General features: G+C 46.3%; 18 protein-coding genes. 10 read left to right on the top strand and 8 right to left on the bottom strand.

The window, feature by feature from the left end:
* The coding region (locus tag EYC62_02635; GenBank protein ID TAH36558.1) for a flagellin at positions 1 to 162 on the bottom strand (162 nt) is incomplete at its 3' end.
* A gap of 300 nt (positions 163 to 462) precedes the next feature.
* Here EYC62_02635 and EYC62_02630 point away from each other — a divergent pair.
* Positions 463 to 2,598 (top strand): hypothetical protein, encoded by a 2,136-nt coding sequence (locus EYC62_02630; protein TAH36557.1) that lies wholly within the window; start codon positions 463 to 465, stop codon positions 2,596 to 2,598.
* Between the two features lies 1 nt (position 2,599).
* Positions 2,600 to 3,103, top strand: coding sequence for a hypothetical protein (locus EYC62_02625; GenBank protein TAH36556.1), 504 nt, complete (start codon positions 2,600 to 2,602; stop codon positions 3,101 to 3,103).
* Here EYC62_02625 and EYC62_02620 read toward each other — a convergent pair.
* The 4 genes from EYC62_02620 to nadA form a co-directional block, all read right to left on the bottom strand.
* The gene (locus EYC62_02620; GenBank protein ID TAH36555.1) at positions 3,098 to 3,916 is read right to left on the bottom strand and encodes a hypothetical protein; all 819 of its coding nucleotides are present in this window, start codon (positions 3,914 to 3,916) and stop codon (positions 3,098 to 3,100) included. The two genes, EYC62_02625 and EYC62_02620, sit on opposite strands and share 6 nt — an antisense overlap.
* A gap of 281 nt (positions 3,917 to 4,197) precedes the next feature.
* On the bottom strand, positions 4,198 to 5,043 hold the full coding sequence (gene nadC, locus EYC62_02615) for a carboxylating nicotinate-nucleotide diphosphorylase (GenBank protein TAH36562.1): 846 nt from the start codon (positions 5,041 to 5,043) through the stop codon (positions 4,198 to 4,200).
* 16 nt (positions 5,044 to 5,059) lie between these two features.
* Positions 5,060 to 6,628, bottom strand: coding sequence for an L-aspartate oxidase (locus EYC62_02610; GenBank protein TAH36554.1), 1,569 nt, complete (start codon positions 6,626 to 6,628; stop codon positions 5,060 to 5,062).
* A gap of 29 nt (positions 6,629 to 6,657) precedes the next feature.
* Entirely contained in the window at positions 6,658 to 7,659 is a 1,002-nt protein-coding gene (gene nadA / locus EYC62_02605; GenBank protein ID TAH36561.1) for a quinolinate synthase NadA, read from the bottom strand.
* A 161-nt stretch (positions 7,660 to 7,820) separates the two neighbouring features.
* Here nadA and EYC62_02600 point away from each other — a divergent pair, with 161 nt between their 5' ends.
* Positions 7,821 to 8,888 (top strand): NAD(P)/FAD-dependent oxidoreductase, encoded by a 1,068-nt coding sequence (locus EYC62_02600; GenBank protein ID TAH36553.1) that lies wholly within the window; start codon positions 7,821 to 7,823, stop codon positions 8,886 to 8,888.
* Positions 8,889 to 8,949: 61 nt separating this feature from the next.
* Positions 8,950 to 9,567, top strand: coding sequence for a hypothetical protein (locus EYC62_02595; protein TAH36552.1), 618 nt, complete (start codon positions 8,950 to 8,952; stop codon positions 9,565 to 9,567).
* A gap of 33 nt (positions 9,568 to 9,600) precedes the next feature.
* Here the strand turns inward: EYC62_02595 and EYC62_02590 are convergent, their stop codons facing one another.
* Complete coding sequence (locus EYC62_02590; GenBank protein ID TAH36551.1) at positions 9,601 to 9,834, bottom strand: hypothetical protein; 234 nt, start codon at positions 9,832 to 9,834, stop codon at positions 9,601 to 9,603.
* A gap of 125 nt (positions 9,835 to 9,959) precedes the next feature.
* Here EYC62_02590 and EYC62_02585 point away from each other — a divergent pair, with 125 nt between their 5' ends.
* The 5 genes from EYC62_02585 (at position 9,960) to EYC62_02565 (ending at position 12,633) form a co-directional block, all read left to right on the top strand.
* Complete coding sequence (locus EYC62_02585) at positions 9,960 to 10,616, top strand: hypothetical protein (protein TAH36550.1); 657 nt, start codon at positions 9,960 to 9,962, stop codon at positions 10,614 to 10,616.
* A 195-nt stretch (positions 10,617 to 10,811) separates the two neighbouring features.
* Positions 10,812 to 11,183 carry a hypothetical protein gene (locus EYC62_02580; protein TAH36549.1) on the top strand — a complete coding sequence of 124 codons (372 nt, stop codon included), beginning with the start codon at positions 10,812 to 10,814 and terminating at the stop codon, positions 11,181 to 11,183.
* A 218-nt stretch (positions 11,184 to 11,401) separates the two neighbouring features.
* Positions 11,402 to 11,887 carry a hypothetical protein gene (locus EYC62_02575; GenBank protein TAH36548.1) on the top strand — a complete coding sequence of 162 codons (486 nt, stop codon included), beginning with the start codon at positions 11,402 to 11,404 and terminating at the stop codon, positions 11,885 to 11,887.
* A 136-nt stretch (positions 11,888 to 12,023) separates the two neighbouring features.
* A complete protein-coding gene (locus tag EYC62_02570) occupies positions 12,024 to 12,323 on the top strand; it encodes a hypothetical protein (protein TAH36547.1) in 300 nt (99 codons plus the stop codon).
* Positions 12,304 to 12,633, top strand: coding sequence for a hypothetical protein (locus tag EYC62_02565; protein TAH36546.1), 330 nt, complete (start codon positions 12,304 to 12,306; stop codon positions 12,631 to 12,633). The genes EYC62_02570 and EYC62_02565 overlap by 20 nt, the downstream gene beginning before the upstream one ends.
* On the opposite strand, the gene EYC62_02560 is transcribed toward EYC62_02565, so the two are convergent.
* Positions 12,634 to 12,933 (bottom strand): hypothetical protein, encoded by a 300-nt coding sequence (locus EYC62_02560; protein TAH36545.1) that lies wholly within the window; start codon positions 12,931 to 12,933, stop codon positions 12,634 to 12,636.
* A gap of 527 nt (positions 12,934 to 13,460) precedes the next feature.
* Here EYC62_02560 and EYC62_02555 point away from each other — a divergent pair.
* Positions 13,461 to 14,894: a terminase gene (locus tag EYC62_02555; GenBank protein ID TAH36544.1), complete on the top strand. Its 1,434-nt coding sequence runs from the start codon at positions 13,461 to 13,463 to the stop codon at positions 14,892 to 14,894.
* Here EYC62_02555 and EYC62_02550 read toward each other — a convergent pair.
* Positions 14,891 to 15,715 carry a hypothetical protein gene (locus EYC62_02550; protein TAH36543.1) on the bottom strand — a complete coding sequence of 275 codons (825 nt, stop codon included), beginning with the start codon at positions 15,713 to 15,715 and terminating at the stop codon, positions 14,891 to 14,893. The genes EYC62_02555 and EYC62_02550 overlap by 4 nt on opposite strands.

Here is a 15,715-nt window from a genome sequence, read left to right as displayed (position 1 = left end):
GAGGCGGGAGCCGATGGCAAGAGCGGCGGCGTCATCTCTGGCAGATTGGACGCGGGAGCCGGAAGATAGTTTTGACAATGAGGCAGTCATCGCCCGATCAGATTGATTGAGCGCTCGGAGAGCGATAGACGCTCCGATATTGGATGCTATTTTTAAAGCCACTAATGACCCTACTTGGGATCTATATGCCCTGCCCACAAAGCCAAATCTGCCCCAATGGCTATGCGGGTTACTACCCTCCTGGTAGTAATAAAATTATGACATACAATCGTTTACATTGCGTAAATGGAGACGAATCTTAAATTTCCGTTAAAATTTAATAAAGCGTAATAATCGCGAGGCATTTTAAGTAAGTTTTTAAGATATTATTTTATCATGGTTCTACAGGATTATTCCTATTTTGCAGGTAGTTATTGAGTGAAACCGCGAATGCAGAAATTCGATTTCATTCATTGAGGAATTATGGTCACGACGACAATGAATCCAGGAACGATGTTGGGCGGCGAAAAAAATGCCGCGCCGGCTGCTATTGTGTCCCAAAATACTGAAGCGCCAGCCTTCAATAATATCCATCGGCAAGAAAATCCGGCGGTCGTCAGGCCAAGTAACGATGGTGTTCTACTTAAAAATTTATTTCAAATCATTCCCGGCGCCAGATTGCCGATGTTCGATACGGTTTGCGCCCAGGCATTCGAAGCGATCGAATTGGGAAGCAGCCGCCGTTGCATGGCTATGCTTTGCAAACCCGGGATGCCCGTTCGTATTCGTGTGATCAAAGAAGTAGTTGCAATGGGTGCAGAAGGTATTTGCCAGATTCTAGATTATGGTCCGGTCGACTGGCCAGCATCGCACGATAAAAGAATGGCTATCGTGATTCAACGTCCTATGGGAGATAAGTTATTGCCTAAAGATGGCGGACCTTTCCCAAAAATGTCGGAACAGGACATTATGCGTTTAGTCGCACAACCGGTTATCACCGCGATGCGCGGATATGCCAGCCGTAATGTCAGTTTTCGCGGACTGCGGCTGGAAAATCTATATTGGGAAGATATTAGCAAACAGAAAATTGTTTTTGGCGAGCCGTATTCGACTCCCGCAGCTTTTTTGCAGCCTCCCGCTTATGAACCGTTGGACGTTGCCATGTGCGATCCGGCGGCACGCGGTGAAGGCAGTGTGATGGATGATATCTTTGCATTGGGCACGTTAATGTTGTTCCTGGCTATTGGCCGAAATCCCGTGCAGTCCATGTCACTCGAAGATTTAATCAATCGCCGGATGGATGAAGGATCGTTTAATATATATGCCGGTCAATTTCCTATTCCGGCTTCAATTCTGGAGGCGGCGCGGGGGATGATTGTCGACCTTGAGGAAGACCGATGGAATCTCGAAGATGTTGAAGCGTGGTTTCGCGGCAGTCGGCAGGCTATACGTACACAACGATCGCCGCGCCGTGCGTCGCGTCCTATGACTATCGATGGAAAAAATCATTTATTGGCGTCCACTCTTACCTATGCAATGTCCAGGGATTGGGTTATGGGTGCGGAGATCATTCGCAATAAATCCTTGGACAATTGGCTGCGCCGGTCATTGACCGACGAAAAATTGGCCGATGAAGTACAAAAAAGCATCAATCCGTCAGGTTCTATAAACAAAAATATTCCGGATGATGTTTTGATGGCCAGGGCGTGCGCGGCTTTGGATAAAGATGGGCCGCTGCATTTCCGCAATTTTACCTGTAAAGCCGATGGCATCGGCGCGGCTTTAGCGATGGCGCAGGGAGATAATGAACGCACCACTTTAATCACTCAAATGATTACCAGTAAGTTGCCATTGATTTGGTTGGGACTGCAAGCGAAGAAAAATCAAACAATGCACGATCTACAAGGTACTTTTGAAACAATACCTTCATTGATTGAAAATAAGCAGATAGGTTTCGGTCTGGAACGTTGTATCTATGAATTGAATCCAGAAATGCCCTGTTTATCCCCGGCATTGAAAGACCATTATGTGACGTCACCAGATCAGTTGTTGCAAGTATTTAATAAAATGGGCAACCGATCGGATCGGCCGGCCTTGCCGTTTGATCGTCATGTCGCCGCTTTTATCGGAGCAAGGATGAATGAGGTAAAAGATGGCGATTTGCGTAATATGGGTCCACCCGCGGATCAGGTTCATCAAATCATAGCGATGATGCAATTATTGGTAAAAATGCAGCGTGTGTATAAAATGCGCGAGTTGCAAGGGCTGACCCAATGGTGTCTCGATATTCTAAGGCCGGTCTTAAATAGATTCAGGAACATTGCTCGCCGGAAACGTATCACCGATTCTGTTACGGCAGCTGCAAAATCCGGTTCTGTGGCAGATATATTAAAATTTGTCGATAATGAAGAAGATCGCACCTTGGATGAAGAAATGTTTAAGCGCGCGGCGATGGAGCATGCGGTCATTTCACTTCGTTTGGCTAATTTGGAAGAGATGCGGATCAAGCAGGCGGATATAGCCAAGATAAAAGGCGAGCGTACAGCCGTTGGTTTTGCTGTAACAATCACCTTATTCTTTATGGCGGTATTATTATATTTATATTTTTTGAAGATTTAACATGGGAAAAGCAGCAACCGTACAGCAATCTGGGAAGGGGTCATCGGGATTTAAATCGATGGTCGGACTTTTATTGATGTTAACAATGGGCGTTTTAATGCTGCCCTTTGCGGTTGTTTTGTTTTTTGGCATGATTCCAAGTTATGCGGCCTGGATGGTTGACCAGCGCGAGGAAAAAAATGCGTCGATAACGGTCGCGATGCTGAATTTCTGCGGGGTCGTTCCTATTATGCTGAATTTATGGAATAGGGGCGGAGAATTGTCTCAGGCTTTCGATATGCTGAAAGACCCGTTCAATTTATTATCTATGTATGGCGCTGCGGGTATGGGGTGGTTATTAATTATGGCTATGCCCCCGGTTATGATGTTCTTGATTGGCATTAAACGCGAAGAAGCAGTGCGCCAATTGACCGAAAGAATGCATAAATTACAGGATGAATGGGGTGATTCTATTACCAATGCGGTGGTAGAAGTCGATCCAGAAACTATAGAAGAAACGTTATAACGTTTTGCGTTGATCGGATGATGCCCGGTCGCTAATTCCCATAGCCGCGTTTAATTCCACGCCTTCCGCGATAGAAGTCACCGAAATACTGCGGGCTGTGACAACACAATTTTCCGCAATATAATCGGCCTCAATGTGGTAACTGGCAATCAATTCGGATCCGCTGCCGATATCATCTACAATGATATTTCCTGCTTTTACAATAGATCGCTTGCCAATATTTTTGGCCTTGAATTGATTGACAAAATGCGTGGATCGCAAATCATCTTCCACATTGCATATTTCAATACTGTCTCGTGCGATCAAATTGGCCCCGGCGCCGATGTTTCCGGCTTTAATCGCGCCGCCCGTCCGCAATTGCACAAACTCCCCAGCGTCCTGGATGATAATATTGCTAGTGCAGTTCAGTCGAACATGATCGCCAATTTTTCCCACCACGGTAATGCCAAGATTGGAACTGGAATTCCCGACGGCCGTTTTAATCAGAACCTTGTCATTAACGTCAATCATCACCCCATATTCTATTTCGCCAAGAACAGCAATGCCGCCGCCACGGACTGTGATGCGGGAATTCTTGCCAATATTTTCGGTAATCAAAACCGATCCTTCGAAATTGGCAACGCTGAGTTCATCGATCGACGTAACAATTTGAATGCCGTATTCTTGCGCTTCTTTAATAAAGCGGCTTTTATCCAGCGACAAAGTCTCGTCGCCAGAAAGACCGTTTTGTTTTAAATTGTTTAGAGTGCTGGTAATTTCATGCTCCGATAGCAACGGCGGGAGATTTGATTTTACAGGCTTCTTTTCTGACATCAATGGGCTCGCGGAAAGGGAAGTCACGACACGGACAGGTGATTTGCTGGAGTGATCAAATTTAGAAATTCCGGTTGGGTTTTTATCCACCACGAACCTCCCTAAAGTATTGAAATGTATAAAATAATTCAATTTCGGGCTTGCCGGACAGAATTACTTTTTTTCTTATTCTATCACAGTTTTTCAACGCCCGGCAGTTATTAAATATCAACTTTCGGTGAGAAGATTTAATTTTGAATTTTAATTACCAAACTCAAAAATTAGAGTTGTTTTATAAATGGTTAGAAATCGAGCGCAAGATCTAACCACGGCGCGGAATGGGTAATGCGCCCAACCGAAATAAAATCGACGCCGCTGGCGGCGATTGCCGCAACTGTTTGTAAATTGACGCCTCCCGATGCTTCGCATACGGCCCGGCCTGCAATTTTCTGCACAGACTGTTTCAATTCTTGTGGCGACATATTATCGAGCAGGATTACATCCGCGCCGCCTGCGATAGCCGCGTCGATTTGATCGATTCGATCCACTTCGACCGAAATCCGTACCATATGACCCATCGATTCCTTGGCGCTGCGCACAGTTTTAATAACATCGCCGCCATTTGCTGCTATATGATTGTCTTTGATTAAAATCGCATCGGATAAATTGAAACGATGATTATGTCCGCCTCCCACGCGCACCGCGTATTTTTCAAACACGCGCAATAATGGCCTCGTTTTTCGGGTGCATGTGATTTTGGCGTTGCTGCCTTGAATGGCATCCACATATTGCCCGGTCATAGTTGATATTCCTGACAGGTGGCACATAAAATTTAATGCAACGCGTTCCGCCGTTAATAAGCTTGCGGTGCTGCCGGTAATGGTTGCCAGTTTTTGTCCAGCCGTTATTTTCTTGCCATCGGCAACATGCGCCTTGAATTGGATTTTATCGTCCAAAAACAAAAAAGCGGCTTCGGCAATTTCAATTCCGCAAACAATTCCATCCTGTCTTGCCACAATATGCGCGGTCGATGTTTGATCGGCGCTGACGGTCGACATGGTGGTGATATCGCCATATCCGCCCAGATCTTCGGCAAACGCGGCTTGCAATGCGCTTTGCAACATTGAGGTTGGAATAAACGAATGCATTGAATTACTGTTCATATTATCCGGCCGCGCTTTTCTTGGACGGTGTCTGATTTATTAATTGGTGATGCTGGTTCAGCGTATAAAACTGGCGGCGCTGCCAATCTTTTTTTGCCATTGGAAAATCAGTACGGAAATGACTGCCGCGCGATTCTTCGCGCCATAATGCAAAAGTCGCCGCCAGTTCCGCCACCAAAATCATATTGTGCAACCGGGTTGAACCAGTTGCGGTTTTTTGCAGGGTTTTGATGGCATCCAGTCCCATTTCCAATCCCGCTTTGTTGCGAATCACACCGACGCTTTCGCGCATAATTTGCCGTAATTGCAATTCATACTTTTGCGCGGCGCCATTGTGCGGCAAGAAAACCGGCGCGGATAGTTTGGTGGATGCAGCCACCGTGCGAACGGAAGACGTATTAATATCCATTGCCGCGCGTTTGGCAAATACTACGGCTTCTAATAACGAATTGCTGGCCAGGCGGTTGGCGCCATGCGCGCCGGAACATGCGACTTCGCCGCAAGCCCATAATCCTTCAATGCTGGTGCGTGCCAGGGCATCGGTTGCAACGCCGCCCATGTGATAATGCGCCGCAGGCTCAACCGGAATTGGCGAGATCGACGGGTCAATGCCAACTTCTTGGCATAAGGCAAAAACTTTTGGAAAGTGAGCGGCAAAATCTTTGCCGATCGCCTTGGAACAGTCCAAATAAACCTTATGCCCATTTTGAATCTGCGCGAAAATGGCGCGCGCGACGATGTCGCGCGGTGCAAGTTCGGCGTCTTTGTGAATTCCAATCATAAATCGTTCTTGGTCGTCATTGATCAGAATCGCGCCTTCACCACGCAGTGCTTCGGTGGCCAGCGGCGATGGGTCTTTGCCAACAGCAAGGGTGGTCGGATGGAATTGAACGAATTCTAAATCGGCCAGGCTGGCGCCGGCGCGGGCGGCAACCGCAATGCCTTCGCCGCAAGCCGTCGGCGGATTCGATGTGTTACGGTACAAATATCCGATTCCGCCAGTGGCTAGAATTACCGCGCTTGCGGGTAAATATTCCACCGCACCGTTTTCACCGGTGATCCATAGACCTTGGACTTTATTGTCTTCAACCGCAAGATCTACAACCTGAAAACCGGAACGAATCGTGATGCTGGGTGTTGCGGCAACTGACTTGCGCAGCGCGGCCATAATGCCGGGGCCGGTTAAATCGCCAGCAACGCGTACGATGCGCGCGCAACCATGCGCGGCTTCTTTGGACAGTGCATAATCGCCATTAGGCAGTTTGTCAAAATCCACGCCAATGCGCGTTAGAAATTCAATGGCCGCTTGACCTTCTTCGGTGATGATTTTGATGGCATTCACATCGCCGATGCCTGCGGCGGCAATTAATGTGTCATGCTGATGGGCTTCGGGACTGTCGTCGGATGACAATGCGGCGGCGATACCGCCTTGCGACCAGCCGCTGGCAACCCCTTTACCCATAGGTGCGTTGGCAATCACCGTAACCCGGCGCGGCGCCAGGCGCAACGCGGCCGTCAGCCCTGCAATTCCAGCACCGATAATTACAATATTGTCCAAGGAATTTCCCATCTATCTTGCCATTAATATAGGCCGGTATTTTACTGTTTCTGCGCTGAAAGCGCAATCATCCGTTCAACGGCCTGTTTCGCCCTGCCTGCAATGGCAGGGTCGACCATAACTTCGTGCTGCATGGTTTGCAAACTATGCAAAATATTCTCCAACGTGATTTCTTTCATGTGCGGACAAAGGTTGCAGGGACGGATAAATTCAACCTCCGGATAGGCAATTGCCAGATTGTCCGACATCGAACATTCGGTAATCATAATTACTTTTTTCGGTTGTTCCTTGCCAACGTAATCCATCATCGCCGATGTCGATCCGGTAAAATCGGATTCGGCGATAACATCCGGCGGACATTCTGGATGCGCCAACACCGTCACACCCGGATGCATCTGCCGGTATTGGCGAATTTCCAATCCTGTAAAGCGTTCATGCACTTCGCAATGCCCCTGCCAGGTCAGAATTTTGACATTGGTTTTCGATGCGATATATTTCGCCAAATATTCATCTGGGATGCACAATACACTATCCGATCCCGATTCTTTCGCCATCAGTTCCACAATTTTTACCGCATTCGATGACGTGCAACAAACATCGGATTCCGCTTTTACTTCGGCGCTGGTGTTGACATAGGTCACAATTGGTACGCCTGGATATTTTTGGCGCAATAACCGTACATCCGCGCCGGTGATGGATGCGGCGAGCGAACATCCAGCTTCCATGCTTGGAATCAGAACTTTTTTATTCGGGTTTAAAATTTTGGATGTTTCGGCCATGAAATACACGCCGCCTTGTACAATGACATCGGCATTGGTTTTGGATGCGGCCACCGCCAATTGCAGGGAATCGCCGACAATGTCGGCAACGCCATAAAAAATTTCTGGGGTCTGATAATTATGCGCTAAAATGACGGCGTTACGTTCTTGTTTCAACCGGTTGATTTCGGCGATAATCGGAACGTAATTTTGCAGCTTAATTTTGGATATTTTGCCTTTAGTTTTGGCAAACAATGCATCCAGCATTTTGGCTTGCTCGGCCATCGAAAGCGTGGATTGTAATGCGGTTGCGGTCATGTATATTCTCGTTCCCGTTGTACCCTAGCTTTATATATAAGGCAAAAGTTAGTTTTTGCCAGCATTCTGAATGGTTTGTGCTTTATTTTATTATCCTTATGGCGCTATAAGCGGAATCGGCATCTATTATGAATAAGAATTACGACATTATTGTTGTTGGCGCCGGATTTGCCGGTCTTGCCTGCGCGCAGCAAGCGGCACGGTCCGGCTTGCGCGTTTTGATATTAGAACGCAAGCAAGATGTCGGTCTTGGTATTCGCACCACCGGTATTCTGGTCAAAGATGTTTTCGATCATTTAATCGTGCCGGATCATTTGCTGCGCCGGATAAATCGCATTCGTTTGTATTCGCCATCATTGCGCCATTTGGATTTGCAATCGGACGATTACTTTTTCTGCACCACTGATACGCCGAATTTAATGCGTTATTTGTTGCAACAAGCCAAAAGTGCAGGCGCAGAAATAAAATTGGACTATAGTTTTAAATCGGCTGAAAATCGCGATGACGGTTTTTATATTCCGGATTTGGATATCAGTGCAAAATTTATAATCGGTGCTGATGGCGCCAAATCCGAAGTCGCTTCGTTTTTCAATTTCCCAAAACCAAAGAAGTTTTTAATTGGTACCGAATATGAGTATGCCAAAGATGTTTTGGACATCGTGCAGTTTCATTGTTTTTTGGATCAAGAATTGGCGCCTGGATATTTGGGATGGATCGCGCCCGGTATCGGCATAACGCAGGTTGGGCTTGCTTGCCGGCAACCATACAAGCCCGATATGAAAAAGTTTTTTGAGAAAATCCGCGATATTGTCGATATTCGCGCCCTTCCTTTTCACGGCAATCGTGGCGGATTGATTCCGGTTGATTGGCCGCTGCGCGATTGCGCCAAAGGCAATGTCATCATTGTTGGCGACGCCGCCAGCCATGTCTCGCCTCTGACGGCTGGTGGGATCGATTATGCCTTGCGCCTTGGTTATAATCTGGCGGATGCACTGTATGCGTATATTAAAGGTCAGACCGCGCTTCACCCAGGCAAGGCAATTCAAAAATATATCCCTACTTTTGCTGTGAAACAGCTTATGCGCATGGGTTTTTATCATGCGTGCCCGAATTGGATGATGGAAATCATGATTCATAACCCGGCATTCCGATTATTGGCGCAACAAGTGTTTTTTAAACATAAAAAAACGGCATAATTACCTTTGTCATCCGGGATATTTGCATTGTAAGATGCGGATATTCTTTCAAAGGTTTCCTATGCGCACTTTCCATTTTGTTCTTTTGTCATTTATTGTCTTATTTTTACAAGGCTGTAGCACGCAATTGCTGAAAGAATTCGCGCGCGAGGTTAAGGGATTTGAAGAACGCAATACGGTCAAGGAAACGCCGAAGCCAGCGCCAGCGGTATATTGTTACAATACGCTCGGCAGCGTTTCTTGTTATGAAAAACCGCAACCAAATGATTCGGATAGCCGGTATGTCGGCACATCGGTAGAGCCAATTGATCCAGCAATTCAAGAAAATCAGATTGAGGGCAATACGGCTTTGCCGCCGGTAAAAGTGGAAGAAGAACCGCTTGCCGAGCCACAACCGGTATTTACGGATGAACAGAAAGAAGACCCCAAACCAGTTGCGGAGCCTATGCCAGCATCAGATACTATGCCAAAGGCCGCGGCTCCTGCGGCGGCGGAATCATCTGCAACAGATCCGTCGACAACGGATGCACCGCCAAATCGGCCGTTGTACGATCCTTATTTAAATCAATTGGAAGAAAAGCCGGTTGATAACACGGTCATTAAGCCACCGGTGCCGACGCAAGAACCGATTGTTCCGCCCAAGAAAAAATCGAAAAAGAAAACCACCGAGAAAAAATAGTTTTCCTGGAATATTGGATTTGGATTATAGAAATTAGTGCAGCGGTTTTGCTTTGTCGCGCATATCGGCAGCGGCACGTTCCAATACGCTGGCGGCATGACGTTCGCCCATAACCGCGCTAAAACGATCAATACCCAGGGCAAGAAAGGCACCGGCGATTAAATGAGGTTCAATCCCATCGGCGGCCATCTTGATTTGTTGATCCAGCAGGTTTTTAATCGTTTGCTCTAGACGGTCGGCGATTTCTTGTTCGTTAAAGCTGCTCATCTGGGTTACCCTTGGTTTTAATATATTATTAATAGTTACAGCTTAACACATATTTTCCGTTTTGGCAATAGATTCGTAGGGTGGTAATGCTATATAGTTCAATGAGTTAACAAAAGTTGGCTTTTATGCACAGAAAATTGATCTTGTTCGTATTGGGGTGTTGCCTGGGATGGTCTTCGCCGATCTCGGCTGCCCAATATTGGACCAATAAAGAGGTACGAGAGGCTTTGGGGCCATGCCCGTCTTATCGTCGTGGCATCGAAATAGGTTATGCTTTTGCGGAACCTTACGGAGCGCTGCAATTTATAAATCCCAAAACTAGAGAGAAAAATCGTATCTACGCCGAAGAATTGGCGGTTACATTGCGGATTGTGAATCGGAACAATTTTGATGATAGGTTGGAATCGGTATCCACACCTATTGCCGCGCAAGCTGGCATCAAACAAGTGCGCCAATTACCGCAACAAACCGCGAATGCACTGAATCAGGATTATAATCAGTATATTTATCCGGTCGATGAATTGGGAATCGCCGGATCACAATATACGGTTGGAGATCCATTGACCAGTGACGAAGAATTTTTATCGATTGTAGAATTGCGCGAGAATGATTTGTTTATTCATATTCAAGACGTGCGGCAGATCATTTATTACGGCGATATGATTCCCTTGCAATTGATCTTTGCCAATGCCGGTGCGATGACCGTGTATGCGCAATTGCGGGCACGAAAGGAAATCGACAATAAGTACCGATTCAAAGTTTTATGGCCGTCTTGTAGTTAATTCCCCCATTAAAATATTAACTTGTGATATAGTGAAATAGTACCGTAACTACATTAAGTTACTGTTATATAACAATATATTTTCAAAAATAGTGCTTGCTTTATGTATCTTTTTAAGATATTATTAATTTATAAAGCTCAAGAAAATGTGATTATTGTGTGAGGTAATAAAATTACAAGGATTGGTGAGGGTTCGATGACTATAAAAAAAGAAATCTTCGGTATGGACAACCACGATTTAACTGGAAACGCCCCCAGAATCTCTTCTGTAGATCAGGCTTACTTCCTTTATTACGGCAGTGGACGCCAAGGCGATGTGTTCGGCACCAAAGGCGCTATTGCCATGTTATGTTTGGAATTAATCGCGCAATGCCCGGAATTATCCGCGTGTCGTATTGGCAAATTCGGCGCGAAAGGTACAGAATTATTGACGGATGAAGAAATTATCCGTGCCGCCGCAGAATATATATACAAAGGCGGTGCGGCAGTGCCATCGTTTAAAGCAGGCATTAATTTATCGTCTTGGCGGAATTTGGCAGAACAAAAATCAGGCGGCGCAGTCGCCTAAAATAATGGGGGTTAATGATGACTTTGGTATTTGTGTTGGTTTCTTGCTTGGTTTCAGTTGGCGCCTGCACCGTTTTGTTCAATCGCGTAATGGCCCCGAAGCCTGTTCGCGTTAAGGCAAACCGCCGCTAATAAAAATATTTTCCAAATATTTTCCAAACCTATTGCATTGGATTTGGTTTTGTTTCATATCGTCCATCCCTTATCAAGGAGATGGTTATGAATAAACATTCAAAATCCCGTTCCAATTCCAAATCGAAAGATAATAACGCGGACAAGCCAGCAGTAAGGCTTATTTCCGCAGAAAGTTTATTGTTGCAGTTATATGAAAAGGCGCAAATATCGGAAAATGAATTAAAAGCCGGTTTGCGTTATGTCCATGATTTTTTAACCTCAGGCCTGCAAGGACACTATGCCAAAGTGCATTATGATATCGTCGGAATCAATAGCTTGCCGGCGCACGCCAATGATAATTTTTCGCCAGGCGAATTGCAAATTGCCGCCAGGCAAAGAATTAAACACACTGAAAAAAGATTGGGGCATTTAGCCGCATCTTGTTTTTATCATGTCCTTGGCCTTGGCATTAGCTTGCGCGATTACGCGCATCGCATTAGCCGCGCCGGGTATCAAGGGCATAAGCGTTTGATTTCACCCAGCCAGGCAAAAGCGATTTTATTATCCGGACTATCTTGTCTTGCAGATTAATTTGCAAAAGATTTTCCAGATGGCTTGATTTTTGAAAAATTTTGTAGTACAGTCTGTATACCATCAAATAAATGTAACAACCGCCAGGCCAAAACCTGGCGGTTTTATTTTGTGCCCATTTTTCAAAGGAGACAGGATGCCAACCATCACCGAAGCCCATGTGGTGCTGGTGAAAAACCAGCAATTGACGCAACAAAACCCAATAAATGACGATGATTGCTTGCCAACGCCTTGGGAAGAATTCTTAGAAAAACACGGCAAAGTCAAGCCGCAACGTTTTCAAGTGCATTTGGTTGTATCCGGATTCAGCGAACGCGAAGACGCTCGCGGGTTTGCGGAAAATTTTATGTCTTGCGGCAGCATGTTCGTATTTAACAACAAAAAACGCAATTTATACCGTTTGGAAGTGGAAGCAGATGAAAAACAAAATCCGTAAAAGCCGGTCGGGAAAGAATCGTTTGTCCGCAAATAAAAAACAAGACGAGGATATATCCCGGCAAGCGGTCGATTTGCTGGTTCAGATAGTGCGCGGAGAATTGGTGAAGGATAATAATGACGAAATCGCAGCGCCAACGATCGCACAAAGACTGGCTGCGGCGCAAATGCTGTTGAAAATGAAAGAAAAGCCCATGGATGAAAAGCCCGCGGCAATATCTGCCGTGGAACTGAATCTTCCGCAACGATCTCAAAATTTCGAAGAATGGTTGCGCCGGGCACAGGCAATGCAAAGTACGGAAAGTATATAACTATTTTTTGGATTCAGTATTGCCGGATTCGGATTTTGCGCCGCTGCGACGTCCAAATGGAGCGGAACCCCGCTTCCATGATTTTTCTTTGAATTTACTGGTTGTTTTTATGGCGCTTTTGGATTGATCGCCGGACGCGGTTGCAGGTTTCGCGGATTCTACCTTGCTGGCCGTGCTTGTGTTCAAAGCATTGGTGCTTTCCGACATTTTATTTAGGCCGCTGGTTCCAGCATGGCTGGCAGAAACGGTAAATAAAAACCCGGCCAATATAACGAAAGAGAATAAAGAAAGTTTTTTCATGCAATAACCTTAATGGCGTAGCCATTAATAAGATATATCCAATCGCGGTAAAAAAGAATTATTGTCCCGCCCGTGGGTACATAAATCTTTGATGCTGTGCCCGGGTCAAACCGCGCCGCTTAATGGTGATTTTGTTGCGTACATGCCTGGTTTCAGGGCGGATTTGCGGCTGCTCTAAGGCTGCTGGGGGCACAGCGGAATTGTGCACTATTGGAGGATTAGCATTAACCACCGGCGGTGGAGGCGAGTTATTGGGGTCATCTTGGGCATATGCATTTGGCCCAGCAAATAGGCAGATCAATAAAAAACCTATCGCCAAACTTTGCGAGATACGATTATCGGAATGATTGTATATTTTGCCCATATTCACCCAGTATATCATACGGTGGCAGCCTTTTTTGGCCTAATCGAAAGCAATAATATTATAAAAACTGGTTATTTCTATACTTGCATGACCATATGTCTATTTTAAGGCGGTAACCCTTATTAAAGGGTAAACGAAACGCAGATTATAATTACCTCAAATCATGGATTTACAACAATGGCAGCCTCAGATAGGCCCCCAAGCCGCTGCGATCGATGCCGCCTTTATAGCGGAAGAACTGCTATTTGGCGGGGCTAGGGGTGGGGGGAAGACCGATTTTTTACTAGCGGATTTTTTGGTGGATGTGGGGTCAGGTTATGGTGCGGATTGGCGCGGGGTGATTTTTCGCAAAACCTATCCGGAGTGTGAAGAATTAATTGCACGCAGCCGGGAAATATATCCGGTTTGCTGTCCTGGCGCGGAATTTCATCAGCAAAGCAAGACTTGGCGATTTCCAGATGGGGCGACATTAAAAATTCGCGCGCTGGAAAATCAATATGACGCCGATAAATTTCAGGGCCATTCCTATACCTGGATCGGCTGGGATGAATTAGGCAATTGGCCCAACGCGCATGCGTATCATAAGTTAAAGGCGTGCCTGCGTTCTGCGGCACCCATTGCCGGCAAACGTATTCGGGCAACGGCGAATCCTGGTGGTGTTGGGCATCATTGGATCAAGACATATTTTGCGATTGATCGTTACCCCTTGGGCGGCAGGCTGATTAAAGGCGATACGGATTCCGGTGCGCGGCTGTTTATAAAAAGCCGGGTGTTCGATAATAAAATCTTGTTGGCGCAAGATCCGAACTATATTTTGCGCCTGCAAAAAGTAGGCAGCAAGGATTTGGTGCGTGCCTGGCTGGATGGCAATTGGGATGTCATCGCCGGATCGTTTTTTCCGGAATGGGACAATGATGTTCATGTCATCGCGCCATTTCGCGTGCCGGATGAATGGTTGCGATTTTTATCATTCGATTGGGGATCCAGCAGCCCATTTTCGGTGGGATGGTGGACGGTGGTGGGTGAAGATCATCCGATTGGCAAAAGTTTATTGCCGCGAGGATCGTTATTACGGTACCGCGAATGGTATGGCGCCGATACACAAGGATATGGATTAAAACTAAGTGCGGAAGAAGTGGCATCGGGAATTATATCGCGCATGCCGGGCATGGAAAAATTAGCCTATGCCGTCGCCGATCCCAGTATTTTTCGCGTTGATGGCGGCCCCAGCATTGCCGAACGCATGGGAAAAAAAGGTTTGCAATTCCGCCCGGCCGATAATGCCCGCATTGCGGGATGGGATCAAATGCGCGCCCGGTTAAAAGGCGAGGATTTACCAATGATTTATTGTTTTGATGCTTGTGTCGATTCGATTCGTACAATTCCGGCCTTGGAACATTCCCGCACTATGCCAGAAGATATCGATAATAAAGGGGAAGATCACGCCGCCGATGAATGGCGTTATGCGTGTATGAGCAGGCCTTATGTGCGGCAATCAGTAACCAATTCCACAATACCGGCGGTTACGCCGGTTACATGGAATGATTTGCATGAATTGGATTTGAAAACTAGATCAGCCGAATCAAAGCGAATTTAGTAAACTCGTTCTGCACCTGCATGACGCGGACTTGCAGGATGATGATGTGCCGCCGCCCGAGTCGCTTCGGGAGCACAGGCGCCAACGCCTGCTTCCGATGATGGTTTAACTTTAGCTGGGACTGAAGGAATTTCATTGCCCAAGGTGCGAATATCGATACCTTCAGGATTATCATCGCTTTTTGTGTAAGTGGCATATGCTTTGATAGCAGATTCCCTTGCGCCTGTGTGTTTGCCGGCTAAACGATAAGCCCATTCCACACAATCTAAAGCAAAGGAGCCTTGTTTTAATGGCCGCTGTTCTGTTTCCGCAACTTTTTCTGCAAGCGCTAATAATTCCAGAACAACATTGCGGCGTAATGGAATGCCAACACTTTTGTAAGCATCTCGTTTACGATTAGGTGGAAGTCCTGTCTCAGGATCTTGGTGTCCGCTTGTATCTGTTTCATAACAGAAGGAAGGGTTGGTAATAACAAAGGCTGCGTGCAGCAAACAATCTTGAGCATGACTTATGCTTGGTTCCATCCTGGGATTTGATGGTTGTGCGTATTGTTTTGCGCATTCGATCAGTCCTTTTGTGGTTTCAATAGTAAGCTGATCAAATTCAGGATGTTTGGCATGAGTATGAAAACCGAGCTTCTTAAAAATGCTGGCTGCTCGGGCAACGTGATAGGCATCAGGATTGTCCTGAATCAATCTTTGGCCTTCTGTTAAAAGAGCCAATAAAGTTGCTTCATGTTTTTTCTGAGTTGATTCATCCGCACGCGAAAGTCGAGCGTCTGGCAAAGTGTCCAATGACTGAATAGAAGTTCGAAAAGGCAT

The sequence above is a fragment of the Alphaproteobacteria bacterium genome (assembly GCA_004295055.1).
Taxonomy (GTDB): Bacteria; Pseudomonadota; Alphaproteobacteria; order SHNJ01; family SHNJ01; genus SHNJ01.
The sequence above is the reverse complement of the archived record's forward strand: the minus strand, read 5'-3'. Positions and strand labels throughout refer to the sequence as shown.

Coding starts and splice junctions, on each gene's coding strand:
- nadC (TAH36562.1), bottom strand. CDS start 5,043: ATGCATTCGTTTATTCCAACCTCAATGTTGCAAAGCGCATTGCAAGCC.
- EYC62_02610 (TAH36554.1), bottom strand. CDS start 6,628: ATGGGAAATTCCTTGGACAATATTGTAATTATCGGTGCTGGAATTGCA.
- EYC62_02620 (TAH36555.1), bottom strand. CDS start 3,916: ATGTCAGAAAAGAAGCCTGTAAAATCAAATCTCCCGCCGTTGCTATCG.
- EYC62_02560 (TAH36545.1), bottom strand. CDS start 12,933: ATGAAAAAACTTTCTTTATTCTCTTTCGTTATATTGGCCGGGTTTTTA.
- EYC62_02625 (TAH36556.1), top strand. CDS start 2,600: ATGGGAAAAGCAGCAACCGTACAGCAATCTGGGAAGGGGTCATCGGGA.
- EYC62_02555 (TAH36544.1), top strand. CDS start 13,461: ATGGATTTACAACAATGGCAGCCTCAGATAGGCCCCCAAGCCGCTGCG.
- EYC62_02575 (TAH36548.1), top strand. CDS start 11,402: ATGAATAAACATTCAAAATCCCGTTCCAATTCCAAATCGAAAGATAAT.
- EYC62_02565 (TAH36546.1), top strand. CDS start 12,304: ATGAAAAACAAAATCCGTAAAAGCCGGTCGGGAAAGAATCGTTTGTCC.
- EYC62_02550 (TAH36543.1), bottom strand. CDS start 15,715: ATGCCTTTTCGAACTTCTATTCAGTCATTGGACACTTTGCCAGACGCT.
- EYC62_02580 (TAH36549.1), top strand. CDS start 10,812: ATGACTATAAAAAAAGAAATCTTCGGTATGGACAACCACGATTTAACT.
- EYC62_02570 (TAH36547.1), top strand. CDS start 12,024: ATGCCAACCATCACCGAAGCCCATGTGGTGCTGGTGAAAAACCAGCAA.
- nadA (TAH36561.1), bottom strand. CDS start 7,659: ATGGCCGAGCAAGCCAAAATGCTGGATGCATTGTTTGCCAAAACTAAA.
- EYC62_02600 (TAH36553.1), top strand. CDS start 7,821: ATGAATAAGAATTACGACATTATTGTTGTTGGCGCCGGATTTGCCGGT.
- EYC62_02585 (TAH36550.1), top strand. CDS start 9,960: ATGCACAGAAAATTGATCTTGTTCGTATTGGGGTGTTGCCTGGGATGG.
- EYC62_02630 (TAH36557.1), top strand. CDS start 463: ATGGTCACGACGACAATGAATCCAGGAACGATGTTGGGCGGCGAAAAA.
- EYC62_02590 (TAH36551.1), bottom strand. CDS start 9,834: ATGAGCAGCTTTAACGAACAAGAAATCGCCGACCGTCTAGAGCAAACG.
- EYC62_02595 (TAH36552.1), top strand. CDS start 8,950: ATGCGCACTTTCCATTTTGTTCTTTTGTCATTTATTGTCTTATTTTTA.